At 44.2% G+C, this 26466-nt stretch carries 21 protein-coding genes and 6 tRNA genes; 8 read left to right on the forward strand and 19 right to left on the reverse strand.

The window, feature by feature from the left end; translation table 11 throughout:
• Positions 1 to 5: 5 nt before the first annotated feature.
• The gene (locus L2096_RS07390) at positions 6 to 812 is read left to right on the forward strand and encodes a YdcF family protein (protein WP_250365162.1); all 807 of its coding nucleotides are present in this window, start codon (positions 6 to 8) and stop codon (positions 810 to 812) included.
• On the opposite strand, the gene L2096_RS07395 is transcribed toward L2096_RS07390, so the two are convergent.
• The 9 genes from L2096_RS07395 to L2096_RS07435 form a co-directional block, all read right to left on the reverse strand.
• On the reverse strand, positions 809 to 1273 hold the full coding sequence (locus L2096_RS07395; protein WP_004935204.1) for a DUF2750 domain-containing protein: 465 nt from the start codon (positions 1271 to 1273) through the stop codon (positions 809 to 811). The two genes, L2096_RS07390 and L2096_RS07395, sit on opposite strands and share 4 nt — an antisense overlap.
• An 82-nt stretch (positions 1274 to 1355) precedes the next feature.
• Positions 1356 to 1431, reverse strand: a tRNA-Val gene (locus tag L2096_RS07400).
• A 98-nt stretch (positions 1432 to 1529) separates the two neighbouring features.
• A tRNA-Asp gene (locus L2096_RS07405) sits at positions 1530 to 1606 on the reverse strand.
• 38 nt (positions 1607 to 1644) lie between these two features.
• Positions 1645 to 1720 (reverse strand) — tRNA-Val (locus L2096_RS07410).
• A 21-nt stretch (positions 1721 to 1741) separates the two neighbouring features.
• Positions 1742 to 1818: transfer RNA gene (locus tag L2096_RS07415), tRNA-Asp, on the reverse strand.
• 46 nt (positions 1819 to 1864) lie between these two features.
• Positions 1865 to 1941: transfer RNA gene (locus tag L2096_RS07420), tRNA-Asp, on the reverse strand.
• 24 nt (positions 1942 to 1965) lie between these two features.
• Positions 1966 to 2041, reverse strand: a tRNA-Val gene (locus tag L2096_RS07425).
• Positions 2042 to 2231: 190 nt separating this feature from the next.
• Positions 2232 to 2741: a cell wall-recycling L,D-carboxypeptidase ElsL gene (elsL, locus tag L2096_RS07430; RefSeq protein ID WP_227265191.1), complete on the reverse strand. Its 510-nt coding sequence runs from the start codon at positions 2739 to 2741 to the stop codon at positions 2232 to 2234.
• Positions 2728 to 3141 carry a YbaN family protein gene (locus tag L2096_RS07435; protein ID WP_025094518.1) on the reverse strand — a complete coding sequence of 138 codons (414 nt, stop codon included), beginning with the start codon at positions 3139 to 3141 and terminating at the stop codon, positions 2728 to 2730. Before L2096_RS07435 ends, elsL begins: the two co-directional genes overlap by 14 nt.
• Positions 3142 to 3282: 141 nt before the next feature.
• Between L2096_RS07435 and L2096_RS07440 the strand changes: the two genes are divergently transcribed.
• From L2096_RS07440 to dapE, 3 genes are all read left to right on the forward strand, one after another.
• On the forward strand, positions 3283 to 4152 hold the full coding sequence (locus L2096_RS07440) for a DUF1853 family protein (protein WP_250365163.1): 870 nt from the start codon (positions 3283 to 3285) through the stop codon (positions 4150 to 4152).
• A gap of 131 nt (positions 4153 to 4283) precedes the next feature.
• Positions 4284 to 4427 carry an entericidin A/B family lipoprotein gene (locus L2096_RS07445; protein ID WP_088459345.1) on the forward strand — a complete coding sequence of 48 codons (144 nt, stop codon included), beginning with the start codon at positions 4284 to 4286 and terminating at the stop codon, positions 4425 to 4427.
• A gap of 118 nt (positions 4428 to 4545) precedes the next feature.
• Positions 4546 to 5679, forward strand: a complete 1134-nt coding sequence (gene dapE, locus L2096_RS07450) for a succinyl-diaminopimelate desuccinylase (RefSeq protein ID WP_250365164.1) — start codon at positions 4546 to 4548, stop codon at positions 5677 to 5679.
• 42 nt (positions 5680 to 5721) lie between these two features.
• Here dapE and L2096_RS07455 read toward each other — a convergent pair whose 3' ends face one another.
• From L2096_RS07455 to pilG, 5 genes are all read right to left on the reverse strand, one after another.
• Entirely contained in the window at positions 5722 to 10011 is a 4290-nt protein-coding gene (locus L2096_RS07455) for a hybrid sensor histidine kinase/response regulator (RefSeq protein WP_250365165.1), read from the reverse strand.
• 67 nt (positions 10012 to 10078) lie between these two features.
• Positions 10079 to 11533 (reverse strand): methyl-accepting chemotaxis protein, encoded by a 1455-nt coding sequence (locus L2096_RS07460; RefSeq protein ID WP_250365166.1) that lies wholly within the window; start codon positions 11531 to 11533, stop codon positions 10079 to 10081.
• A gap of 42 nt (positions 11534 to 11575) precedes the next feature.
• Positions 11576 to 12106 carry a chemotaxis protein CheW gene (locus L2096_RS07465; protein ID WP_004935181.1) on the reverse strand — a complete coding sequence of 177 codons (531 nt, stop codon included), beginning with the start codon at positions 12104 to 12106 and terminating at the stop codon, positions 11576 to 11578.
• A gap of 1 nt (position 12107) precedes the next feature.
• Positions 12108 to 12479 carry a response regulator gene (locus tag L2096_RS07470; RefSeq protein WP_004935180.1) on the reverse strand — a complete coding sequence of 124 codons (372 nt, stop codon included), beginning with the start codon at positions 12477 to 12479 and terminating at the stop codon, positions 12108 to 12110.
• 26 nt (positions 12480 to 12505) lie between these two features.
• The gene (gene pilG, locus L2096_RS07475; RefSeq protein WP_025094513.1) at positions 12506 to 12889 is read right to left on the reverse strand and encodes a twitching motility response regulator PilG; all 384 of its coding nucleotides are present in this window, start codon (positions 12887 to 12889) and stop codon (positions 12506 to 12508) included.
• Positions 12890 to 13129: 240 nt separating this feature from the next.
• On the opposite strand from pilG, the gene L2096_RS07480 reads away from it, so the two are divergent.
• The 4 genes from L2096_RS07480 to L2096_RS07495 all read left to right on the forward strand — a co-directional run bounded on the left by L2096_RS07480 (position 13130) and on the right by L2096_RS07495 (position 19869).
• Positions 13130 to 13771 (forward strand): hypothetical protein, encoded by a 642-nt coding sequence (locus tag L2096_RS07480; protein WP_250365167.1) that lies wholly within the window; start codon positions 13130 to 13132, stop codon positions 13769 to 13771.
• A gap of 58 nt (positions 13772 to 13829) precedes the next feature.
• Positions 13830 to 14936, forward strand: coding sequence for an efflux RND transporter periplasmic adaptor subunit (locus L2096_RS07485; RefSeq protein ID WP_151796188.1), 1107 nt, complete (start codon positions 13830 to 13832; stop codon positions 14934 to 14936).
• Positions 14937 to 14952: 16 nt separating this feature from the next.
• Positions 14953 to 18054: an efflux RND transporter permease subunit gene (locus L2096_RS07490; protein WP_250365168.1), complete on the forward strand. Its 3102-nt coding sequence runs from the start codon at positions 14953 to 14955 to the stop codon at positions 18052 to 18054.
• Positions 18055 to 18156: 102 nt separating this feature from the next.
• Positions 18157 to 19869 (forward strand): proline--tRNA ligase, encoded by a 1713-nt coding sequence (locus tag L2096_RS07495; RefSeq protein ID WP_250365169.1) that lies wholly within the window; start codon positions 18157 to 18159, stop codon positions 19867 to 19869.
• Between the two features lie 63 nt (positions 19870 to 19932).
• Here L2096_RS07495 and L2096_RS07500 read toward each other — a convergent pair whose 3' ends face one another.
• The 5 genes from L2096_RS07500 to L2096_RS07520 form a co-directional block, all read right to left on the reverse strand.
• Positions 19933 to 20661, reverse strand: a complete 729-nt coding sequence (locus L2096_RS07500; protein WP_250365170.1) for a DUF4882 family protein — start codon at positions 20659 to 20661, stop codon at positions 19933 to 19935.
• Positions 20662 to 20814: 153 nt separating this feature from the next.
• Positions 20815 to 21927 carry a hypothetical protein gene (locus L2096_RS07505; protein WP_228273187.1) on the reverse strand — a complete coding sequence of 371 codons (1113 nt, stop codon included), beginning with the start codon at positions 21925 to 21927 and terminating at the stop codon, positions 20815 to 20817.
• A 12-nt stretch (positions 21928 to 21939) separates the two neighbouring features.
• Positions 21940 to 24195, reverse strand: coding sequence for a DUF6160 family protein (locus tag L2096_RS07510; protein ID WP_250365171.1), 2256 nt, complete (start codon positions 24193 to 24195; stop codon positions 21940 to 21942).
• A 12-nt stretch (positions 24196 to 24207) separates the two neighbouring features.
• Positions 24208 to 24834: a hypothetical protein gene (locus tag L2096_RS07515; RefSeq protein ID WP_151868913.1), complete on the reverse strand. Its 627-nt coding sequence runs from the start codon at positions 24832 to 24834 to the stop codon at positions 24208 to 24210.
• Positions 24835 to 24848: 14 nt separating this feature from the next.
• Positions 24849 to 26231 (reverse strand): hypothetical protein, encoded by a 1383-nt coding sequence (locus tag L2096_RS07520; protein WP_004935150.1) that lies wholly within the window; start codon positions 26229 to 26231, stop codon positions 24849 to 24851.
• Between the last annotated feature and the right edge of the window lie 235 nt (positions 26232 to 26466).

Genomic DNA, 26466 nt, shown 5'->3' on the forward strand with positions numbered 1-26466 from the left:
TGATTATGCAGCATGTGACTTTAGCCAACCATCCATATACGCTGGGGCGTGTATTGGTACTCGGTTTAGGTTTGATTTTACTTATAGACGGATTAGTGCTGATTGCACTAAATAAAAGTCATTTTGGTGTACAAGTCACCTGTGCTACTGGTATCTTTTTAACGCTAAGCAGCCTGTATGGCCCTACTTTATTAAAAAAATTTGCACATCGTCCACGTGTTTTACGCTGGATCTATTTGGGCTGGACTGCATTTTGGCTATGGCTGGCCAGCGTGATCATTTTTTTTATTTTTTTGAGCCTACAATCTTTTAGCACACCTCAAATCTCTACACCTCGTGCCATCATTGTACTGGGGAGTGGCGTCGAAAATGGACAGCCATCGGCCATTTTAGCCGAACGCCTGAACAGTGCAGCATACTATGCTCAACACCATCCTCAAGCATTGATCATTTTAAGTGGCGGACTAGATGCACGTGAGCAAAAAACCGAAGCCGAAGTAATGGCTCAGTATTTACAGCGCAAATATCCGATGCTGAAGAATCCAGTCGCACTTGAAAATCGAAGTACCAGTACCGAACTCAACCTTAAAAACAGTCGGCCTATTCTTGAGCAGCAACATATTTCTTTGCAAGATCCTATTGTACTGGCAACCAGCGATTTTCATATCTTGCGTTCAAAGGCCATTGCACATAAACAAGGCTATCAACAGCCGATCATGCTCAGTGCACCTACTCCCCTTTTGAGCCGCTATAACACATGGCTACGCGAATACTTCGCCTTTATCAGTGGCTGGATTTTACGCGAGTACTAATTTAAACGGATCGTTCGAGGTTTTGGCAACTTGATATCTTCAAACAATTGAGGCTGCTGCACGTACAACTGATACAAGTAGTTTTTGATATCGAGCAGCATGGCTTCAGGGCGCACCAGAATATTTTGACCTTCGGGTGTAAGATTTAAGGACAACAGTGTATTTTTTTCACGTAAATACGGAATAATTTCTTGTACAAAATTCAATAAAGGAATTTCACGGGTTTGATAACTTTCCCAAGCCCCTTTAATCATGAGCTGTGCTAGCCCCTTATTTTGCCATATCGCAAACGCTTGCTGACCATTTGGAGTGCCGCACAAGGCCCAGCCATCATCGTACAATGCCATTAACTGACGCTGCGCCACAATGCTTTCGATAAACTGCTTATAAAGTTCTTTTGGTTGTAATGTGGTGTGCTCGGAAGTCACTGATGCAGCTTTGCGTTGGTACGGATTTCTCATGAAAATTCATCAGTAACAGAAAAAGATCTAGTTGAATTTTATGAAAAATTTATAGATGACGCAATAAGGAGATGAGAAATTATGGTGGGCGCTGACGGGATCGAACCGCCGACATTCTGCTTGTAAGGCAGACGCTCTACCAACTGAGCTAAGCGCCCTGAGAGATAAAAACTGAAGGACTCAATTTTTAGCTTTTCAAGTGCTGCGTGATGCAGTCCTTGAATCATACATTTTCTTGATCAGGGAATCAAGGAAATGGCGCAGCGGACGGGGCTCGAACCCGCGACCCCCGGCGTGACAGGCCGGTATTCTAACCAACTGAACTACCGCTGCACTACATTATCTCATACGAGATATATGGTCACTAAACTTGGTGGGCGCTGACGGGATCGAACCGCCGACATTCTGCTTGTAAGGCAGACGCTCTACCAACTGAGCTAAGCGCCCTCAAAGGTGTCTTGTTTAAAGTGGCGCAGCGGACGGGGCTCGAACCCGCGACCCCCGGCGTGACAGGCCGGTATTCTAACCAACTGAACTACCGCTGCACTTCAACAAAGTCACTTTTGTGGCAAACGATGATTAAAACTTAAGTGGCGCAGCGGACGGGGCTCGAACCCGCGACCCCCGGCGTGACAGGCCGGTATTCTAACCAACTGAACTACCGCTGCACTTGAGTCTTAACATGAAGAGCTTGGTGGGCGCTGACGGGATCGAACCGCCGACATTCTGCTTGTAAGGCAGACGCTCTACCAACTGAGCTAAGCGCCCTTCAACGTCTTCATCGTTTGTGAGGTGCATTATAGAGAAACTTCACAGAGTGTCAAACGCTTTTCACCGACTTTTTTAAAAAACTCTATCGAGTGATTAAAAAATAGGTTGTTTTGCTAAAAAACCAGCAAATTCTGTATTTTATTTAAACATTACATGCAAAATCATACAGATGAACCCTAAAAAAATATTACGACATTTCCACTTTTATTTCTGAAATATACACCAGCGCCTGCTCAGGAATGACTTCGAATAGCTCAATCAGATCTGTATTTCGCATTCGAATACAGCCATGCGACATCGGAATCCCCATGGGCTGCGTATCTGGTGTACCGTGGATATAGATATAACGCTGCTTAGAATCACAGCCTTCACCTCGGTTAAAACCCTCTTCTAGCCCATCGAGCCACAAAATGCGACTTAAAATCCAGTCACGATCTGGATGTTCGGCGGCAAGTGTATCGCTGTACACCTCTCCGGTAGGCTGCCGTGCAATAAAAACGGCATTGATTGGTGCAGTATGACCAAATTTTTCTGCAATCCGATGCCATCCACGAGGAGTCTTGCCACTATTTTCCTGTTCTCCAATCCCATTTTTTCCACTGGAGATCGGATAAGTCTTATGCTGTTTGGGTAAATAGAGGGTTTGTAATGCCAGATCAACCACAATATCGGCGGTATTCAAATTAAACATGATCATTTTCTGTGGATGGAGAATGGACTTTAGAGTTTAACGCTGCTGAAGTGGGTTCAGGTCTTAACCATAACCAAATCGCAACAATCAACATAATGCTATCGGTGAAAATTTTGACCCAAAGCGGCGCGTTGGTAAATAGCATCAGAATGCCACTGATCAGCATCATGATGGAAGCAATCCATTTGGCCTTACGCGGAACTGTGCCGTGAGCACGCCAGTCGCGCAATGTGGGACCATATTTAGGATGATTTAGCAACCAAGCATCCATTTCTGGCCAGCCTTTAGATGCAGCCCAGGCCGCCAAGATAAGAAATACAGTGGTGGGCATACCCGGTAAAATTGCACCAATAATACCAAGTATGATAAATATCACCACTAAGGTACGCCAGAATAGTGTCTTCATTGTTGCAATCCTGCTCTGCAAAATCGTGTCTCTGTGAGTACCTTGCCACTGCGGAGTCAATTGGCCAAAAATATATGGACAGGTTTTATTAAGCTGTGCTCACGAGTATTATAATTCAAGTGATGACGTCAGGATTTATAAATGACTTATTTTTCTTCATGTTTGAGTCAACATGAACCTTGGTTTCAGTTCAAACACGATTGTGTACGTCATCTTGCCTTTACGTTGGCGAGTCCAAATATCATCTCGCAGGTGCCCGAAGAACTGCGTTTAGAAACGCCCTTTGAGCTGCATAGCACGTCTTTTTGGTTACAACAGTACGACCATTATGTGCAACGTTTAAAAGCGCTAGATCAAGATCCTAGTCCGTTATTGGAGTTTTTAGGTCAGTTGCGCAGTACCCGTATTGGGCTGCGTTTTGAATATATGCTCTGGTTTTGGTTGCTCGATACTGATTATCACGCATATAAACTCATCGGACACAGCATTCAAAAAATGAAGGGCACGCAAACCATAGGTGAGCTGGATTTTCTGGTCTATAACACGACTGAGCAACGTATTGAACACTGGGAAGTTGCACTCAAATACTATTTAGGTGAAAAAGACTTAAGCTTGCCTTATTGGTATGGTTTGAACCGTGAAGACACCTTATTGAAAAAACTGGCTTATTTCACCGAACGTCAATTTCAATTTGAGGAGGCGCTGGGTCATCGCATTGATCAGCGCTTTGCCGTACTCAAAGGTCAGTTATATAGTCCACAACACATGCAACACCCCAAGTTCCCTAAGTGGCTAAATTCGCATAGGCGCATTGGATACTGGGGCTTTCAGACTCAAGCTGATTTTCGCCGGCTGACACGTCATGAATGGATGTCTCCACAACTACATGGCTCAACCACACCTGCTTTATGGTGGAGCAATGGACTTTATGTGAATACACAAAATCCGGCAGATTGCTATATGTTTCGTCAGGCGCCAGCCGTGCCTTGGGTGCCCGGCATGTTTGAATAAAATAATAATTCTTAAGAATAATTCTTCTTTGAAACATTTATTAACGTTTCTACTATCAAAAAGTAATGTTCTTTTAGACGTTTAGTTTTTAATCTCTAGTTACATCAGAATTAAATCTAAAGTGGAGACAGATGATGAAAAAAATCTTAGCTGCGTCAATTATGGTTGCTTTTGTTTTAACTGGCTGTAACACCTTTAAGGGGTTCGGAAAAGATGTATCAAGCGCTGGTGATGCGGTAACCAACACTGCGCAAAAAACTCAAAATAAAATCTAATTTTATTTGAAGCAAAAAAACCTTATCTTTTTGATAAGGTTTTTTTATTTGAGCATACCCATTAGTTGATGTTTGACCTATGATATTGAGTTAGATTTTTCCAGACTCAAATTTTGGTATGAACCCTTCCGATACTCTCGAACTCAGTTTAGATTTACTTCGCCGTCCCTCTGTGACTCCTGAAGATTATGATTGTCAGGCGCTGATGGCCAAACGTCTTGCGCACGTTGGCTTTCATATTGAAAACATGCCCTTTGGCGAAGTCGACAATTTATGGGCGCGCCGCGGTACTCAAGATCCTGTGTTCTGTTTTGCTGGCCATACCGATGTGGTTCCTACAGGTAACCTTGAGGCATGGAACAGCGATCCGTTTCAACCTGAAATTCGCGACGGTATTTTATATGGGCGCGGTGCTGCCGATATGAAGACCGCACTAGCAGCCATGGTGGTGGCCTCTGAACGCTTTGTAAAAAAACATCCAGATCACAAGGGCTCTATTGCGTTTTTGATTACGTCTGATGAAGAAGGCCCATCAATTAACGGTACGGTAAAAGTGGTTGAAACTCTCGAAGCACGTAACGAAAAAATGACGTGGTGCCTAGTGGGTGAACCATCAAGTACCAGCCAGTTGGGTGACATTATTAAAAATGGCCGTCGTGGCTCATTAAATGCCGTTCTGACAGTGAAAGGCAAACAAGGTCATGTGGCCTATCCTCACCTCGCACGTAATCCGATCCACCTCGCCTCTGCTGCCCTTCACGAACTTTGTGAGACTGTGTGGGATCACGGTAACGAATATTTTCCGGCAACATCTTTTCAGATTTCAAATATTCATGCGGGAACTGGTGCGACCAATGTGGTGCCCGGTACGATGGCTGTTACCTTTAATTTCCGTTATTCGACTGAAGTGACTGCCGAACAGCTTAAAGAACGTGTACTGGAAATTTTACAGCGTCATGGCCTTGAGTATGATATTTCATGGACGCACTCAGGATTACCATTTTTGACTCCTGTTGGTGAATTGGTGAATGCCGCGACCACTGCCATTAAAAATGTTACCGGTGTCGATGCCAAACTTTCGACCAGCGGCGGTACATCTGATGGCCGTTTTATTGCACCGACTGGCGCGCAAGTACTTGAGCTGGGTGTTTTAAATGCGTCTATTCATCAAATCAACGAACACGTTAATGTCGCCGATCTGGAGCCTTTGGCCGAGATTTATGAGCAGATTCTTGAAAATTTATTGACTTAATATTTAAGGGTTCTTCGGAGCCCTTTTTCATTTCAGCCATGATCATAAAACGGTTTGCCTAGTTGCTTGCATGAGCAGCATGTGGATTTTGGCGAGCAGTTGTTCCTCTTGAAAAGGTTTGCCCAAATAATCGTTCACCTCAAGCTGCTGTGCCATCTCGCGGTATTTTTCGCCCGTACGTGAGCTGATCATGATAATCGGTAAAGCTTGCAGTAAATAGTGCTGACGTAAACGACGGGTAAATTCGAACCCATCCATTCGCGGCATCTCAACGTCGAGTAAAATGACATCTGGACGAATGTGCTCCAGCTTCTCTAGCGCATCTTGGCCATCTTTGGCTGTTACTACATCGTACCCTTGGCGTTCGAGTAAACGTGATGTGACCTTTCGAACCGTCACTGAATCATCCACTACCATGATCATGGCTCGCTCTTCACGCACAGCGCGCTCGTGGTCGGTATCGTGGCGATATTGTCGTGGCTGCTGATCGACTTGTTCTGCAATGGTAATCGGATCTAAGATCAAACAGACTTGCCCATCGCCTAAAATCGATGCGCCCGCCACCACTTTAACCTGACTAAACTGTTGCCCGATTGGTTTCACCACAATCTGACCACGTGATCCGACCACCTGATCAACCAGCAACGCCACCTGCGGCCCTGTGCTGGAATGAATCAGCAACACCTCCAGCTCACCTGTGATGGTTGACCAGTCTGGCTCGACCACATTACTTACAAATTCACCCAGATAACGTAATTTGTATCGGGTATTATCAAGCTCAAAACGATCTTGCTGGCTATTAAAGTATTGTTCCAAAATCAGCGGCGATAAGCGCACAATACGCTCAATTTTACCCAGTGGTAAGGCATATTGCTGATCAAGCACCTTGACCATCAGCGCATCACTGACCGCTACTGTGGTGGGCACACGCAAGCTAAATGTGGTTCCCATACCCACTTGGGCAGTCACGGTGATTTTACCTCCAAGTGCCTTGATTTCGTTATGCACAATATCGAGGCCAACACCACGTCCCGAAATATGGGTAATTGCAGACGCCGTTGAAAACCCCGGGTAAAAGATATACTGGAAGATTTGATCGTCATCTAAAGTATGAAAATGGTCTAAATAGCCCAGTTGCTGCGCCTTGTTTGCAATTGCATTGCTGTCCATGCCTCGACCATCATCTTTTAACTGCAAGACCACATCAGTACCATGACGGCGGATAGAAAGCTCAATGGTCCCGATTGATGGTTTACCTTGGCTCAATCGTGTTTGCTGATCTTCAATACCATGATCGATGGCATTGCGGAGCATATGTTCGAGCGGTACGACCAAACGCTCTAGAATACTCCGATCTAACTCGCCTTCTGTATTGTGAACCAGCAGTTGAGTTGGTCGATTCAGCGCCAGAGCAGTTTGTCGGACGGTGCGTTGTAAGCGTGGTAAAAGATGCGAAAACGGAACCAGTCGAGTACGAATCAGATTTTCTTGCAGATCGGCCTGAATTCGCGATTGCTGGAGCAGTAAACTTTCGGTATCCCGAATTTTTTCGGTCAAACTGGTACGAAAATCGAGTAAATCCGATGCCGATTCTGCCAAGGATTTACTTAAATGATAAAAATTTGAATATTGCTCTGGCTCAAGCGTAGCGGTATGTTCACCAGAAAGCTGTTGTAAAGATTGTGTATCTAACACCCGATCCAGATGTTTAAGCTGACGCGATAAACGCTGAATCGCCAGTTCCATTTCACCCAAAACGGTATCGACCTGCGCAATATCCATCTGAATTCGGGAGCGATTGATGGCGTTTTCACCAGACTGATCAATCATTTTGTCAATCAGATCTGCCGAAACACGGATCATTTCATTGCTTTCATCAACCGCAATGGAAGTGTCCCACTCACCATGCATAGACGGCGGCTCTGTGCCGTCACCCGGACTAACCGCACCCGATTCGGACAATGATGTGGCAATCTGTTCAAACTGTACCGGAAACAAAGGTTGGGTCAGCTCTAACTGCTCAAGTTGATGCTTAAGTTCGTGATAATGATCGTAACGCGTATCAAAAATTGCCAGTCTCAACCACTGTACGGCGTTGAGAAGTAATGGATCGTAGCTGCTCGTTTTAGAATTGTGCAGATTCATCCGCTCAAAGGTAATCTCAAGTCGCGTGGTAATGTCCATGACATATTTGAGTTCGAGCAGCCGTGCACTGCGCGTTAAGCGATGAAAAATACGTTGTAGCTCCAACAGCAAGTGACGCTGATGGCGCTCCTTGATCCATTGCTGAAGATTGAGTTCGGCCTGTGAAAGCAAATCTTGTGCTTCATCCACAAACATTTTTTCGACCAAGGTTTGCGGAAAAGTCTCAGAGGCGGCGGGTACTGAATTGAACGCCAGTACTTCACCCAAGCTCATCTGATCGTCAAGCTTTAACCCAGCCTGCTCGATTACTTGGTTTTGAGTAAAATCCGCTTCAGCGAATGCGGCCGGCAACCAGTTTTCGATATGTTGAAGCACATCCAAGACATGACTTACCGGAAACTCTACTGCATGCTGATACAGGTTTTGAATCCGTTCGGCCAGATCATCATGCACAATTCGAATGATCTTGATCAGTTCAAATGAAACATCTAATTGCTGATAGATCAGACGTTGATAAATCGATTCCAGCTCATGTGCAATCAAACCGATCTGATTTAGCTGAACCATATTGGCACCCCCTTTTAAGGTGTGCAAAAACCGGATCAGATGTTGCAAGATATCTAAATTATATGGCGCTTCGGCCCAGAGCGTCAGCTCGGTTTCGACGCCTGCCAGTAGTTCTTCACTCTCTTCAAGGAAAATTTCCAGCAAACTGTCATCGACCTGTAACGGCTGTGCCAGCACAAGCTGACGATCTTCTGCCAAATAAGACATCAGTCGCATGTCGAGATTAAGTACCGAGTCGGTACTGATGTCACTATGTTGAGTCGTTACACTTTGAGAAGCAAATTCTTCCAAATCAAGCGGTTTAAATGGCTTGATTTCTCGATTGAGCTGATCAAACAGTACCTGATACGGTGTAAAAGAACTAATGTGCTGTGCCGCAGCCAAACTATCAAACAGCCCCACAAATGCGGTATGCGCTGGCTGGAATGCATCATATAGGCTTTGAGGAAAATCACTACTCGTGATTCCGATGAGTTCTTGATAAACCGATTGCAAATGCTGGGTAAAAATATGCAAAACACGTGTTCGGTCTGTATCGGTCGCAGCGTATAGGCTTGCGGCCTGTTCCTGTAAAATCACAATATAATCGACCGACTGGTGCCGTATACGATCTTGAAACTCAAATTCGGCATCGAGCAAATCATCAATTTCAAGTGCGAGTAAGGCCGCTACCACACCGCCATTAAGCTGTAACTCATGTGCAGCAGTCGATTCGAGCTGATGCTGATAAAGCTGATACTGACCTAAAAAGATATTCAGTAGTGGTTGAAGCGTCTCGGCCTCTAAGCCATGCTGAATGTTGTGCACCGCCTGTGTAATAAATTCCAGATACTGCCCAAGCAAAGCCTGCTCGGTAGAGAGCAGCGCTCCATGTTGGAGTAATCTCTGCTTGATTGTGCTTTCAAGTGCTGTACTGGCATCAAAAATCGCATCGATACAGGCCATGGATGAGCTACCACGTATGGTATGCAAGGCACGTAACAGTCGGTTAAAGTCATCATCCGAAGGGGCTGAGTTTGCTAAAAAATGATGGATATCTGCAACATAAACCGAGATTTCTTCTAGAAAAATGACAATAGATTCATTTAGTTTGACGCTGTTAGTTGGCGCGAGTTCCAATTCATCAGCTGTCTGAGATGCTCTCATGAGCAGAGTCATCATCGCAGGTTCTATCTCGAGATTGAGTTGTAACTGTGACCCAATAAATGCATAGGGCCGTAAATCGACACGATGTGGCTGGCGTTGTTTAAAATCCTCAATCAGATCATCTCGATAAAGCCGATAAACCTGAGCCACATACTGCTGAATCGGGAGTGTAGTAGGTAAAATTGAGTTGAGAATTCGTGTCAGGGTTTCCTCCACCATCCATGCAATTTCACTCGATGCATTGGCCCCCACCATCCGGCCCGTACCTTTTAAATTATTAAAGTGCCGACAGATTTCTTGCAACAATGCTTGATCGTCAGGCGTCGTATGCCAAGCCTGAATCAGGCGCTCCAATGCACTAAACACCTCTTCGAGCTCTTCAATAAAAACGTCAAGAATCTCCTGATCCTGATCCAGATATTGATCTTCAGGCAAGGTCAGCGCCGCCAGACGCGTATTTAATGCGGTGTCCATATCCGAATGCTGTGCTCAGCAACCCCAATCTTCATGCGCTGTTTTGATCCCCTTAATCAATTCTTTTTTATTCGGTCATCTCTAGTTGATAACCAGAAATTGCCAGCTCTAATTCTTTAATGATCGCATTCAACTGCTGAAGATACAATCCGAGCTGCTGCCCTTTGGTATCAGAACCACTCATTTCTGTTGTTTCTGTTTGACCGCTTTGTTGCGCGTGATGCGTAAGGTGCGTTGCGATCTGTTCTGCGTGTAGTAAGGTGAGACGTATCTGATCTAGCTCCGTTACAGACCGTTGTACCGAATCAATCAAATGTCGGTACTGCTGCAACATCAGGTTCAGGGCATCTGCAATTGTACCGGTAAAATCCTCAGAAACAGTCGCTGGCCGCCTTAAATCACCCTCGGCGAAATCACTGATCTCATTGAGTAAACGTAAAATTGCGTGCTGATGCTGACTGGTTTCATAAGCACTTTCGAGTTGCTGTGCTGTATCAGCAACCTTTCGCATCGATAAACGCATCAACTGCCAAGTCGCGTAAGCCAATCCGAGTAATGCAATCACAACCACACTGGTCAAGAGTATGGCAAACATATTGTTTTGACTTTTTGCCAAGCGATCTAGCGACTGTAATAATTGCTCAGATTGTTTGGGTAACTGCCAATAAGCCTGCCAAAGCTGCTCCACCTGATCAGGTTGCAATAAAACGCGCTCAATTTTAGGCTGTAATGCGCTATCAAATTCAAGTTGAATATCTTGCAGCAAAGCTCGCTGTAGCGGATCTTGCACAGCATTTAAGCCCTGCACGGGATCGCCAAGAAGCTGTCGCAGAATGCCAGCTCTAAACTGCTGGGTATCTTCAATAAAATCATGCACCGTTTGCGGTGTGGCCTGCTCAGGTAAAATGGGAGAATGTCCCCATTTTAAAAGCTGTGATGCGCTCTGCTCTTGTTGCTGGGCCAGTTTTAAATGCCCGATATCAGCAGGTTGATGCTGCAATAACTCGATTAGCTGCGCATAATTCGATTGTATTTCGGGCATCGAAAGCTGCATCGATAAATGTAAAAACTGAACTTGTCTGGCAAGATCAGGATCGGCTTGAATCCGCTCAATACTGTGTGACAATGCCTGCCAATCGGTCATGACACGCTGATAAGCCGAGGTATCTGATGCAATCTCTGCGAGATCGTTTTGAAACTGCTGATGCGTCGCGCTTAAATTTTTACGGTTTTGCAGTGAATCTGAACGTAAAATTTCCATTGATTCAGACATAAACTGCTGATTGAGTATGGTCAATGCCATCATCTTTTGATCGACATGATGCCGTTTTTGCATGTGCTGAATCAGAAAAATGCTCGAAACGAGTAGAATCGTCGTCATCAACAGCATAAGCAAGAGTAAACGCTGTAACTGCTGCGGCGATTCAAACCGATTGGAAAAATGATCTGCTTTAAACCATCCACTCCATCGGTGGTGAACTGACTCAATACGTCTGTTTTTGACGCTTGCGATCCACGTCATATCCCCACCCCTCATGATCACAACACCGTTTAAAATTTATTTTTAATGGTGCTGCGAGGCATTCATAAAATCGTGATTGCCTAATAATTGACTCAATAAAAAAATATGCCAGCGCTGCTGATACTGTTGAAAATAGCCGCGACAATACGGCTGAAACATCATGCCAAGATCATGCTGATGCGAAAAATAATGCGTTTTATTAAAATGCTGTACACCAAATACCTGATCGACAATCAGCCCGATATAATGTTGATTGTGGCTGATACACATCACTTTATGTTGTGTGTGTTCCTGATAATTCTGTTTAGAAATAAACTCAGACAAACTCGATACGGCCAGCAATCGCCCGCGAATATTTGCCAAACCTTTTAGCCAAGGCTGTGTATTGGGAACACGGGTATAACTTGGTGGATGAATGACTTCAGTGACTTCCCCTAATGGCGCAACGAAATAATGTCCCATCAATTCAAATGCGATACCTGTCCAGCGTTCTGCCTGCTCAATCGACTCATGCTGTACACTCAAATCATCTGGCGTATATGCCGCCAAATGTGTATCGCTGCTCTGAGCCATGTTATGAATCTGACAGAATATATTGCTGAATCACGTCGATCAGCTGATTTTCATCTATGGGTTTGGTCAAATACTCTTTGGCGCCTTGGCGCTTACCCCAAATTCGGTCTGTGGCCTGATCTTTGGTACTCACAATCACCACTGGAATATGCTTGGTGCTTTCGCCACGGCAAATCTGACGGGTGGCTTGAAAACCATTCACACCTGGCATTACTACATCCATCAGCACCAGATTCGGCTGTTCGGCCTGAGCCAGCGTCACACCATCTGCACCATTGGTGGCTTCAAGCACTTGATAACCGTGTCGGGTCAATATTTCACGAAACCGATACGTCTCGGTGGGTGAATCATCAACGATCAATATACGCGCCATAATGACCTCAAATTTATTTATTGGAATTAAACACTGACATGATTACGAATTGCGCTTAACAATTCATCTTTACTAAATGGCTTGATCAGGTATTCATCGGAGCCCACGATACGCCCTTTTGCCTGATCAAATAATCCATCTTTACTTGAAAGCATAATTACGGGAATATGCTGGTAATTTTGTGAATTTTTAATCAGCGCACAGGTTTGATATCCATCTAAGCGTGGCATCATAATATCCACAAAAATAATATCGGGATTGGTCTGTGCTATTTTTGATAATGCTTCAAAGCCGTCTGTCGCCGTGACCACGGTATAGCCTTCTTTTTGCAGCAGCGTTTCAGCAGTACGACGAATGGTTTTTGAATCATCAATCACCATAATTTTAATTGCTTTGGGTGCATCTTCCATTCATTCGTCCTTTTCAAATGCCCAATTCAGGCAAACTAATCTGTTATCAAGTGTCATGGCATTTTTACATAGTTAAAGTCTTGTTTTCAATTGATCCACTAGAACATCTTTTTTTCATTTATCTCAATTTACGCTAAACTAAAACGATAAAACCCGTGGATTTACAGCGTATAAATCCATCTTAATATACCAAGATTATGATTCAAAAAAAATTAATCTAATTTTATTGGGGAGAAGCACATGGTTCAATCCATAGAATTTGCGCCTGCTGTGCGGCGACGGCCCTTTCAGTTGGGTAAACAAGTAACGTTATTCATTTTACTCATGTTCTTCTATCTGCTTGGATGTGCAGGCGAGATTCATGCCAAATGGTATCGCTATTATGATTCGCGTGGCACTGCCAATATCAGCGCCAACGTAACGCCAGCACATATTCGCTATGGATATGAGTCGCTCGATCAAAATATGCAAGTGATTGCGAAGACGCCCGCATGGAATGGCGACCGAGACGCCAAAACTCAAGCCAGATATGAATCACAAGCACGACAACAACAATATGATCTCAAACTCAAACGTGCCTATGGCAACAGTAAAATTGCCACCATGAAACGCGATGAATCTTTAAATAGCATCAAAAAACAGATGGCATTTCAGCAAGAACAGCTCAAACAGCAACAAAATGATCGAGTGATGTATAAAAATAAGGAAAATCAATATATAAGAAAAGGGCAAAACATTCCGGTATCGGTGCGCGAACACATGTTACAAAACCAGCAACAGATCCTCGCCAGCAAGGCGATGCTGAAGCAAATGCAAGACAACTATAACAGCACTCAAATCCATTATGCAGATGTGATTGCACGCTTAAAAAAAATGGAATAACCGTTATAATCGGTGGCAAAGTCGACACAACATCACATTATTTAAAGGATAACACTGCATGCGTAGCACCCTTCTGGTTCTTTCGAAAGCGACCATACTCAGTATGAGTTTAATGGTCGCAGCATGCAGTCAAAAAGATGCCGCCGAAAGCTCACAGCAATCAGCCAATACCGCAGCAATTGAGTTAATTGGTGCCGATCTGGTGGCGGTCAAATCCGGTCAAATCGAACAGAAAACGGCATTTATCGGAACCATTCGGGCAGTCAATCAAAGTTCGGTACAGGCACAAGTGACCGCAACCGCCACACAGGTGAATGTGAATGTTGGGCAGTCGGTGACTAAAGGGCAGATATTGGTGCGTCTTGACAATCAGGACAATGCGGCACGGCTTTCCCAAGCACGTGCCAATCTTGCGTCGGCTCGGGCACAAGCAGATTTGGCCAAAAATCTGATGCAACGAAAAAAGCGTCTGCTTGATCAAGGTTTTATTTCACGCGTGGAATACGAACAAAGTGAAGTTGATTACAAGGCACAATTAGAGACGGTGAATGCACAGCGTGCCAATGTCGATATCGCCGAAAAAGCCAATTTAGATGGCACCATTCGCAGCCCGCTTTCCGGGGTGATTACCAAGCGTCAAGTAGAACCAGGTCAAACCGTTGCGGCGGGCAGTACGCTGTTTGAAATTGTCGATCCAGCTCAGTTAGAAATTCAAGGAAAATTGCCGATCGAACAACAATCCGCATTGGCAGTAGGGAAAAAAATAAGCTTTAACATTCAAGGTGAGCGCACGGTGCAAGAGGCACGTTTAAGCCGAATTTCGCCTGTGGCCGATCAGGTCAGTCGTCAAATCGAATTTTTTGCACAACCGAGCAGCCCGATTCGCTCACTCAGTATTGGTGCATTTGTAGAAGGTTTTATTTATAGCCAGGATCAGATATCGGGGCAGATTATTCCACTCAATAGTATTCAGAGTATGGATCAACAGCCATATGTCTGGGTGGTTCGTCAGCAAAAGCTGCATAAAGTGGCCATTAAACTTTTAGAAAAACGCTTCACTGATGATGTTGCTATCGTTCAGGGATTACAACCGGGAGATCGCGTGAGCCGAATCGCATTTGAAAATAGCGATGACAACAAGGCCGTGCGCATTTCTGGCAATTAACATCAGGATTGAGTCTATGTGGTTAACCCGAATCAGCGTCAAATATCCCGTCTTTACCATTATGATGATGCTCAGTCTGATGGTATTAGGGCTGGCTTCGTGGCAACGAATGGGAGTAGAAGAATTTCCCGATGTCGATTTCCCGTTTGTGGTGGTATATACCAACTACCCCGGCGCCTCTCCTGAAGCCGTTGAATCTGAAATTACCAAAAAACTTGAAGACCAGATCAATACCATTTCGGGCCTAAAACAGATCACCTCGCAATCGAGTGAGGGATTATCCATGATTGTGGCAGAGTTCAATCTGGATGTGGCATCGAGCGTTGCAGCGCAAGATGTGCGCGATAAAATTGCGGTAGCAAAAGCTAATTTTCGTGACGAAATTGAAGACCCGGTGGTCGAACGCTACGACCCAGCCAGCAGCGCGATTATGTCGGTGGTCTTTGAAACCAACTCAATGTCACTTCGTGATTTTAGCTCTTACATCGATCAGCGGATTTTACCGCAGTTACGTACCATTCCGGGCGTCGGTACAGTCAGTCTGCTGGGCGATGCCAAACGCCAAGTACGTATTGTGGTCAATCCGCAAAAAATGCAAAGCTACGCGATTGGGATTGATCAGGTCATCAACACCCTTAAAAATGAAAATGTAGAAATTCCGGGCGGCAGTTTAAAGCAGCCGAATCAGGAACTGGTCATTGAGATTCAGTCCAAAGTGATTCAGCCCTATGGCTTTGGTAATTTGGTGGTCGCCAATAAAAACGGCGTACCGATTTATTTAAAGCAAATTGCTGAGGTTGAAGACACACAGGCCGAGCTGGAAACGGGCGCCTTTCAAAACGGTAAAACTGCTGTTTCGGTAGATATTTTAAGAAGCTCAGATGCAAACGTGATTCAGGTGGTCGACAACACTTACAAAGTGCTCGATAAAATCAAGGCACAGCTTCCCAAAGGCGCAAGTTTGCATGTGGTTGTCGATACGTCAAAAAGTATCCGCGCCTCAATTAAGGACGTTGCACGTACCATCATCGAAGGTGCCTTACTGGCAGTTTTGATTGTATTACTGTTTTTAGGTTCTTTTCGCTCCACCGTTATTACAGGTTTAACACTTCCGATTGCCTTACTGGGTACCCTCACCTTTATCTGGGCATTTGGTTTTAGCATCAACATGATGACCTTACTGGCCTTGTCCTTGTGTATTGGCTTGCTGATTGACGATGCCATTGTGGTTCGGGAAAATATTGTACGCCATGCCGAAATGGGTAAAGACCATGTGACCGCGGCATTAGATGGCACAAAAGAAATTGGGCTGGCCGTACTGGCCACCACACTCACGATTGTGGCCGTGTTTTTACCTGTGGCATTTATGGGTGGTATTATCGGACGTTTCTTTTATCAATTTGGCGTGACGGTCAGCACCGCGGTTCTGATCTCGATGTTTGTCAGTTTTACTCTCGATCCGATGCTCTCTGCACACTGGAAAGAAAAACCGCGTAACCGCCCACCAGGTCGAATCAAACGCTTTTTTAACTGGATTTCTAAAGAACTCGATAAACTTACCCATGTTTATGCGCGTATTCTCAAGCTTGCACTGCGTTTTCGTCTGATCACCCTCCTGATCGCGATTGCTTCTCTGATCGGAGCGCTGGGCTTGTCCAAGCTGATTGGTACCGAATTTGTACCCACGCCCGATAAAGGTGAAGTGCGAATCAAGTTTGAAACGCCTGTCGATGCCTCTTTAGAATATACACAGGCCAAGCTGGATCAGGTCACAAAAATCGTCAATACGTTTGGCTTTGTAAAATCGACCTACGGCGTGATTAATGGCGTCACCGATCGGGGTAAAAACCATGCGACGCTTCGCGTCACGGTGACGCCACGGCAGCAACGTCAGCAAAGCCTGACCGAAATCAACAACATCTTTCGCAAACGCTTACAGTCGGTCGCAGGCATTACCGTGACCTCCGTGGCTTCTGCCGATGAAACGGTTTCGGGCGGACAAAAGCCCATCATGATTTCAATTAAAGGCCCAGATCTGGACGAGTTACAGCGTATCTCAGATCGGTTTATGGTTGAAATGAAGAAAATCAATGGCGTGGTCGATCTGGAAAGTTCACTTAAAGCACCTAAACCAACGTTGTCTATTCAGATCAATCGGGTACTGGCAAGTGATTTAGGGCTTTCGGTCAATCAGATTGCGAGCGCACTGCGCCCCTTAATTGCAGGTGAGAATGTCACCACATGGGAAGATGAGCGCGGTGAAACTTACGATGTGAATTTACGACTGGCTGAAGCCAATCGTGCACGCCCAAGCGATCTGGAAAATCTGTATTTAAGCTCGAATAAAACCGATGCCAACAATCAGCCTGTGTTAATTCCACTGGCATCTGTTGCTTCGTTTGAGCAAACCCTCGGTGCCGCTCAAATTAATCGCCGCGACTTGTCACGTGAAGTACTGGTCGAGGCCAATACCTCAGGACGACCATCGGGAGATATTGGTAAAGATATCCAGCAACTGCAACAGAACTTTAAATTGCCAGCCGGCTATAGCTTCGATACGCAAGGTGCCAATGCCGATATGGCCGAGTCGGCAGGATATGCGCTGACTGCAATTAGCTTGTCGATTATTTTTATTTATATTGTACTCGGCTCGCAGTTCAACAGCTTTATCCATCCGGCGGCCATTATGGCCTCATTGCCACTGTCATTGATTGGTGTGTTTCTTGCGCTGTTTTTATTTAACAGTACCTTAAACCTGTTTTCGATTATCGGAATCATTATGCTGATGGGGCTGGTCACCAAAAATGCGATCTTGCTGATTGATTTCATTAAAAAAGCCATGGAGCGTGGTGAAACTCGTTTTGACGCAATTTTACAGGCAGGCAAGACGCGCTTGCGTCCCATTTTAATGACTACCAGTGCGATGGTGATGGGTATGGTGCCACTTGCATTGGGTTTGGGTGAAGGCGGCGAACAAAGTGCTCCTATGGCGCATGCGGTGATTGGAGGCGTGATCACCTCGACCTTACTCACCTTGGTGGTGGTGCCCGTGATTTTCACCTATTTGGATGATTTGAAAAATTTCTTGTTACGCCAAAGCCGCAAATTAATGTCATAATCTGTTTTTTACGAAATGAGATGAAATCTTCATCTCATTTTTTATTATAATCTGGTGTTTTTATCGTGCTCTGTTTGAGAGCCCATTTTTAGGACTGTTTCCATGCGCGCAAGCCGCTTTTTATTTGCAACGTTAAGAGAAACCCCAAACGATGCCGAAGTAATTTCGCATCAGCTCATGCTTCGAGCCGGGATGATTCGTAAATTGGCTTCAGGTTTATATACTTGGTTGCCGATGGGCGTACGCGTATTAAATAAAGTAGAAGCGATTGTGCGTGAAGAAATGAACCGTTCAGGCGCGCTTGAAGTCTTTATGCCTGTCACTCAACCTGCGGGCTTGTGGGAAGAGTCAGGCCGTTACGTGCAATACGGCCCCGAGCTTTTACGTTTTAACGATCGTCATGATAATCCCTTTGTACTTGGGCCAACTCATGAAGAAGTCATTACCGACTTGGCTCGCACTGAACTGAAAAGTTATAAGCAATTGCCAATGAACTTTTATCAGATTCAGACCAAATTTCGTGACGAGATTCGTCCACGCTTTGGTGTGATGCGTTCACGCGAATTTATCATGAAAGATGCGTACTCGTTTCATGTCGATCAAGCTTCATTGCAAGAAACCTACGACAACATGTACGACACCTACTGCCGTATCTTTACCCGTTTAGGTTTAGATTTCCGCCCTGTGCAGGCCGATACAGGCTCGATTGGCGGTTCAGGTTCGCATGAGTTCCATGTGCTTGCCGATAGCGGTGAAGACGATATCGTATTTTCGAGCGAATCTGATTATGCAGCCAATGTAGAAAAGGCAGAGGCGATTTTGGTGGGTGAGCGTGCCGCTCCTACTCAAGCCTTGAACATTGTAGAAACACCAAATCAGAAAACCATTGCAGATGTTTGTGCCTTCTTAAACGCTGATCCGAAACAATCAGTAAAAGCGTTGTTGGTACAAGGCAATGCCGATGAAAAAGGCGATGTCCCTGTGATCGCGCTATTTTTGCGTGGCGATCACGAACTCAACGAAATCAAGGCAGAGCATCATCCGCTTATTGCAGCACCGCTGACGTTTGCAACTGAGGCACAATTACAACAACTTGGTTTGACCGCAGGTTATGTCGGCCCACAAGGATTGCTTGAAAAAGGCCTGACCGTGATTGTCGATCGCGCAGCGTCAGTCCTGTCAGATTTTATTGCTGGTGCCAACGAAGCCGACAAACATGCCACTGGTGTAAACTGGGAGCGTGATGCAACTTATAACGAGGTTTATGACCTTCGTAATGTCGTGGATGGTGATCCATCTCCAGATGGTCAAGGTGTACTACAAATCAAACGTGGTATTGAAGTCGGGCACATCTTCCAGTTAGGTCAGAAGTATTCTGAAGCGCTGAATTGTACGGTTCTGGGCGATGACGGTAAGCCACTGGTTGTGACCATGGGCTGTTATGGTATTGGTGTCACTCGTGTGGTGGCTTCTGCCATTGAGCAAAATTACGATGAAAAAGGCATTATCTGGCCATCTGCAATTGCGCCTTTTGAGATTGCAATTGTGCCGATGAATGCGCATAAATCACCAAAAACGCTTGAAGCTGCTGAAGCACTTTATGCAGAATTGCAAGCGCAAGGCTATGATGTTTTGCTTGATGATCGTAATGAACGTCCTGGCGTAAAATTCTCTGATCTGGAGTTAACCGGTATTCCACATCGTATTGTAATTGGTGAAAAAGGCTTGGATGCAGGAACTTTTGAATATAAAGGCCGTACCGATGCTGAGTCTGTTAACTTAACCAAAGACGAGCTCATGGCAAAACTTAAATAAGCGACTCAAATTAAAAAAGCAGGTTTGATACCTGCTTTTTTATCAAAAAATCTTGAATATTGATTAAAGTGAATTTCCACAAATATCTTTTGTTCCAGCAGGAAAACCACTTGATAACTGACTACGATCAAAAATATATTCTTGTGATAACACTTTACCTAAATTCGATGAATTTGCAGCAAAAGGAGGGAAACCACCAGACATAAAAAATCCAATCTGGTTTAACTTATCATTGATATTTGCAACATATCCCTGATTAATACCATTTATAATTAAGCCTATCTGATTTATATTTTGATTAAAATAAAAACCAAGCTTTTGATTTAATCTATCATATTGATAAGATCCATTAAAAACAACTGAATCAACATGATTAACTGTTTTTATCATATTAACAATTAATTTTCTTTTGTTATTTTCGTGGAAACTATTGTTAGGATAATAAACAATTATTCTATAGTCTGAGTAATTACTTTTTAAAAGAATACTGTAAATTAATAAAACCGCTTCATTATCAGGTAAGTCATAAGGTATGACTTCTGATTTTAACTCAAAACTATAAATACCTGATTCGGGTAAGCTTTTATAAATAAAATTATTATTTAAACCGCCATCTAAAGTTCTTAATGCCCCATATTCCTTAGCTTCATTACTACTTAATGTCGTAAATTTATACTGTTTACCGCTTACAACTGGATATGTATTTACATTAAAATCATAACTACACTCTGCTGCAAAACTATTTTGAATAATAGCGAGTAAAAATAGACTCAATGCCATTTTTATTTTCATATTGCTTTCCTTTCTTTATTAAAATTAACCCAATATTTAATTTTTTTTAAACCGATATTATTTGAAATTTATCCAAAAGCATAAATATTAAAAAATTTTCTCAAGCAACCCATTTATGTTATTCAAAAATTATACAAAGACCCCTCCCGTATGTTAACAAAACTTCAAATTTCCATAACAGTTACTAATCGGCATTTGACCCAAATCGACAGGCGCCAAATTCACCGGTGTTCCTAAAAGAGCGCCAGAAACAGCACCAAGTGCATTTAAATAGACATCTTGAGTAATATTCAAATTATTAAATTGAGTTTGTGGAATCGATATCCACCAACCTTTCTGTGCTGCATTATTACTCCATGTTTGGTCACTGACATTTTGCCAACGTATATCTTTACTTTGTGAAGAAATATAAGCATTACTGGTCGCGATCAAATTCCCATTTGAATCCGTGTCAGCCACCAGTAACTGGTGTACTGTTCTATAGGGAATATCGTTCATATTCACATTGGTTAATTTTAAACCAAGCAAAGATGCTGAAGCCTGAGCCGTCAGTTTGGTCAAACTAAAAGTTGAATTTCGGTTATTGATTAATGTTGTACTATAATCATCTACTTTTGCCGTTCCATTTAATTGCCCTGTTAAACCTAATACAGCATTACATCGATCTCCAGATGAATTTACACCAAATGGACATGCATGCACATTCGTTAAATTTGCATTGGTTACACGTACACCAATATCTCCGCTTAATGAGTTGATTCCAGTATCATCAGCAAGCGTATTTAAGTCACCATTTGAGCCAATATTCATAATCCCCAGCGCCGAAAGTGCCCCTAAACGAAATCCTGTAATGGTTCGTGTGGCAGCAGAGTCTGGATTTTGAATCGCAAACTCAATAAACGGATTGGTGAGTTTAAAGTCTGTCCCTACTCCGGCCCCTTGCGCGGTTGAGCTGGTGATTCCGGTCAGCGCGATATTATCAATATCAATATCACATCCAGTTCCTTTTACACCACCACAGCCCAATTGCAATTTCTTAATGTTGGCATTGAGTTCAAGTTGAGCTTCTAATCCCAATCGATAAAATCCCATGTTTCCGTTGGGGTTAGATCCGCCAGGTGCAACATAGTTTAAATTAAGCAATGCCTGTCCGGTGACTTCAGACATTTGCTGATCATCTAAAGAGGTCAAACGATCTGCAAATGCAGCCTGCGTCAAACATAGTCCCGCGGCTGTCAGTAAAATGGCTTTTAGCTGTTTCATCATGATCTTCCTTGATTACCGTGGTGTAATCCCAATACTGCTACGAATGGTTCCACCCGTAATCACCATTTGTCCAAGTTGCTGACCTGTGGAGGCAGCCGTCGGATAAAAATTAAGATTGGCTTTGAGCACCTGTGATGGTGTTTGAGATGGATTGAGATTCACTTGATTGGCCACCACAAACGTATCTTTGGTGAGTTTCAGATTCGTATTTAGATTTAAATTTCCCGAGATTTTATCTAGACCCAGCGCCGCATTCGTACTTGGATCGACAATATGGATGTAATTGCGATTTTCGTTACTGGCTGAAGCCAGTAAATTCACATTTCCTTTCAAGGTCAGATCTGAGGCGGCGCCCGGAATCAGCATTAACGATGCAGTTCCATCCAGACGTAATCCAATTGCAAAAAGCACATCTGAGTTTTGGGTGAAATTATTTGAAGGCACAAAGCAAGCGACCGATGTACTGGTATTACATGCGGCAATATTATAACGGCTACCCGGCAATTGCCCTAAAGCCAGTTCGGCATTTAAGGCAATAATAAGTTTCGTTAAATCAAGCGCGATACCATTTTGCTCAAAGCCAATACTTCCGTTGGTATCTAGAAACAAATCAATATTGCGTAAACCAGCATAGTAGTTAACTTCTTCGCCACTGTTCGCATTTTTAGCACCATCAATCAACATCACCGATGTGGTTTTACTACCATCAGTATTACGCCCTTGAGTAGATAAAGCTAAACCAAAACCAATGCCTTGCTTATCTTTATTTGTGCCATAAGTAGTGCCATAGATGCCTAAGTTTGCATTTAAGTTATAAATGGGCAAACCTAAGCCCCATGTCGCGGTTTGATTATTGATTTGATTGGCACTGTCATTGCTATTGTCGGCAATAAAGCGCGCACTGCGCGCGATGGCTTGAAACTCCATACCCCGAATGGCCAAACTTAAGATATTGGGATTCGATGTGACACTCGACTCATACAGATTATGCCGATAAATCCCGGCCTGCCGACCCAACAGCGCCGCTATGGTGGAACTAATCTGAAATTCCATCGATTGGGTTTTCACGGCATTGATATATAAATCACCAAAGTTGATTTGTGCCAAATTCTGATTCAGTGCCAGATTGCTCGAATCTGCGGCAATCCCCTGACGGATCTGTAACGGCGTGAGGTTCCCAAATTCGATGGCATAGCTGTTTTTTCCGGTGCCCCCGAGCTCAAGCCGTGTGCCCTGTGTGGTGACTTGTCCGTTGCTGTCTTTCACATCTGGCGTGAAACTGGCTTTCATGGCCACATGCACGCCAGTCGATCCGGTCATATCTGAGCTGGCAGTTGCAGCACCAATTTGTGCCCCACCTAAAGTTGGTCGTGCCGCATTGACAGAAATCTCTGCATCACGCAGTGCACCCGATGCCCCCAAACGTAAAATTGGTTTGACTGTGCTGTCATCATTTTGCGCGGCATACGCTGCTGGGTCTGCGCCTACATTGGCTTTATAACGCAAGTCGACGTTGAAACCCGGTTTGGTTTTGCCTGCATTGTCCAAATCGGCTACACGGTCTAGCGTGATCTGATTGGTTGAACCTGTTGTGCCTTGCGCGTTGGTTGAAAGCACAAAGCCTTTGACAGGATCGAGATACATATAACCCGAGCCTTTAAAATTAAAATTAAAATCTTTTAAAACCAATTGGTTCACCGCTGCGCTATTTTTTAAACTATAAAAAATATTGGCATTTTGCAGACCAAATTCCAGATAACCCAGCTCTTGCGCATTGAACAGCCCATTCGCGGTTTGTAGTAAAAATTTAGTGCCGTCCCGATCTTTAATCGTCAGCGCCCCCAAGCTTTGACTGCTGGCATCGGAGCAATTGGCTGTATTGGCAACATCGGAGCAAACTTTGATATCGGCAATATGTATTTGCGATGGATTGAGCGCAGCTTCGAGGCGAATTCCGGCTTTATTGGTGGAGGTTGTACCTACATCGAATTTGATGGTACCGCCCACAGCCTGACTGCCCAGTTGTGTAATCGCCAAATTATTTAAAGACAAATTTAAGTTGCCAGAACTGCCATCTGCAAACGTGGTATTGTCTTTCCAGTTAATCTGGTTGGCTGTGACTTTATCGGTTTGAAGTTGCACGGTCAGGCCATCTTTACCCGATACCTCTCTGAGGTTTTGATCTGAGAGTGCTTCCATTGCAACGGTATATTGTGCAGTTAAAATACTCAGCATCAGCACAGTTAAACGCGTTTTATTTTTATTCATTTATCTGTCCCTTTAACACCGTGAGGTCGCTGAACCGTTACAGCTAAACACCTTAACCGAACCTGACAATGCCAGATTCGCATTGATGTTCACCCCCACAAAACCACGCTCCAATCCTTGGTCAAAACCAGTATAAGTAGACGGCACAAAGGTACTTAAATACCCTTTTTGGCTGTCTGCTGTTCCTGTATCGGTTTCAATCGAAAGTGCCTCAAAACCCAGATTACGAATCTGGATCGGATATTCATCTAAAAAAGTCAGTTTGAGCGCAGAGCGATATTGATTGGTATTCACCGTCACCGTTGTGCCATCGAGCTGAAACTTATCGATCGCCAAAGTGCCCTGAATTTTTTTAAAGACCAGCCAATATAAATTGCCGTTTTGATCCTGACGATTATTAAATGCCAAGGCTAAACGACAATACTGATTTGCGCCATTGGCGCAGGCATAGGTATTAGACAAACCGCTACCTGACGGAACGGCCTGATTGAGTGACAAAGATAGGCTTAAATCGGCCCCACCTTGGCCCTGAACCTGACTTAGCTCCTGATTGCTCAATGCTTTTAAACCTGATGGATCGGCATATACCATGCTGCTGATCATTAGTACGCCCATTAAACCGAGACGATGAATTTTCATGCTGATACGCTCCTTCAAAGTCCGGTGGTCGAAATTTTAAAATGCTGAATCATCAGGCCATCAATTGCTGCCGAACCTAAATTCACCGCATTGCCAGATGGATCTTTAAAAGTGACCCCTACAGCCGAGCTGGTATTCACCGCATTTAGTAAGTTGCCGCTTCCGATTCCGACTGTTCCAATACTGATACTACTGTGTGTAGCGGTTGTGCCTTGATAATTCACCCCAGCAATGGTGGAGGCCGTGCCACAGCTTTGCACGTTACAGGTCGAACCCTTATAAGCTGAGTTGGTACCCGAGTAATCGGTATAAATTTGCTGATAAATACTGGCCACGTTTGGAATACGGGTCAGCTCCAAAGAAAAATTGGTGCCGTCGGTATTAAAAATAAGCGGCTGATAAACATTACCCAAAACCAGATTGATATTTGGGCTATAAATGTATAAGCCCTCTTGGGCATTAAAACTTGGTGCGCCGCCGCCAGTAATGGCCGGTGTATTTAAGCAAGTTCCGGTACTGGTACAGCTACTGGTATCTGTAGTGGCTTCAGCCGAGCTGATTCTCAGCACACGACTCGCATCTGCTGTGGTACGCGTACCCGCATTGTAATCGGTATTTAAACGAATCAACGCCGCCAAACCGAGTGTTTGATTATATGAAGCTGGCAACCCTGATGCCTGCGCATTGCCTAAAGTTTGAAACAGCTTAAAGTTCGAGCCATTTAAATTTAGACCATTGAGCACCATTTGCACACGTAAGCGCTGTTCAAGTCCACCTAAAGTGGTTGGTGCGCCAGTTACAGGGTTCACGGTGGTGCTGGTGGTCGAGTTACGCGAAAAGATATCGCCCCATAAGCCCAATTTGGCAGGGTCTGTGCCGACTGTGCCATCTGCCCGCAGTAAAGGAGCCTCAAGGCTTAAGTAACTTAAATTTTGTAGATTCCCTGCAAAATCAAAAGTATTGACAGGTAATACATTTAAAACCCACGGGTTAGATTCAGTACCGAGATTGAGTCCAGTATTGCTAAAGCGTGAGTTGACATCGCTGTCGCTTTTAGAGAGTGCCAAACCGTAAAGATACAGATCGGCTTTTTTTGCACCTGCGGCAGTGGCCGTTGCAGACAATGGGCCGACAGGAATCACACGAATCAGACCGGTATCAAAACTTCGATCTGCCACACGGGCTTTATTTTGTGCTGTACTTAAATTGTCTTCTGCCTTTTGAAACACCATTTTGACGTTTTCGGGCAAGATCGCAATCCCTTCACCAGTTTGCTGACTCAAGCTTTCATCTGACAATGCTTCCAAGGCAAAAGCTGAATGAGCGAGGCCTAAGCCTAGACTCAAAAGTAGCACTGCGAGTTGAACGTTGACTGTAGAATGTCCTGTCGTCATCATGACCATCCTGTTATACGATGCTCCGCACCATATTTTATTTTTCTTGATTTTATCTGCTGTGAAAAGCGTCCCGCCTGCCACACGGGCTAGCAATTTTGCCAACCCTGACTCACTTTCTATTATGCGTATTGTTTAAACAAATGCAAAAAAAAACATGTAAAAAAAAACATTTCCGACAAGCGTAAGCTAATACGGCTTTTTACGCTTCAATTTACAACACCATAAACGTTGCGGC

Origin of the sequence: Acinetobacter sp. ACZLY 512 (assembly GCF_023614015.1) — a bacterium.
Lineage (GTDB): Bacteria > Pseudomonadota > Gammaproteobacteria > Pseudomonadales > Moraxellaceae > Acinetobacter > Acinetobacter soli.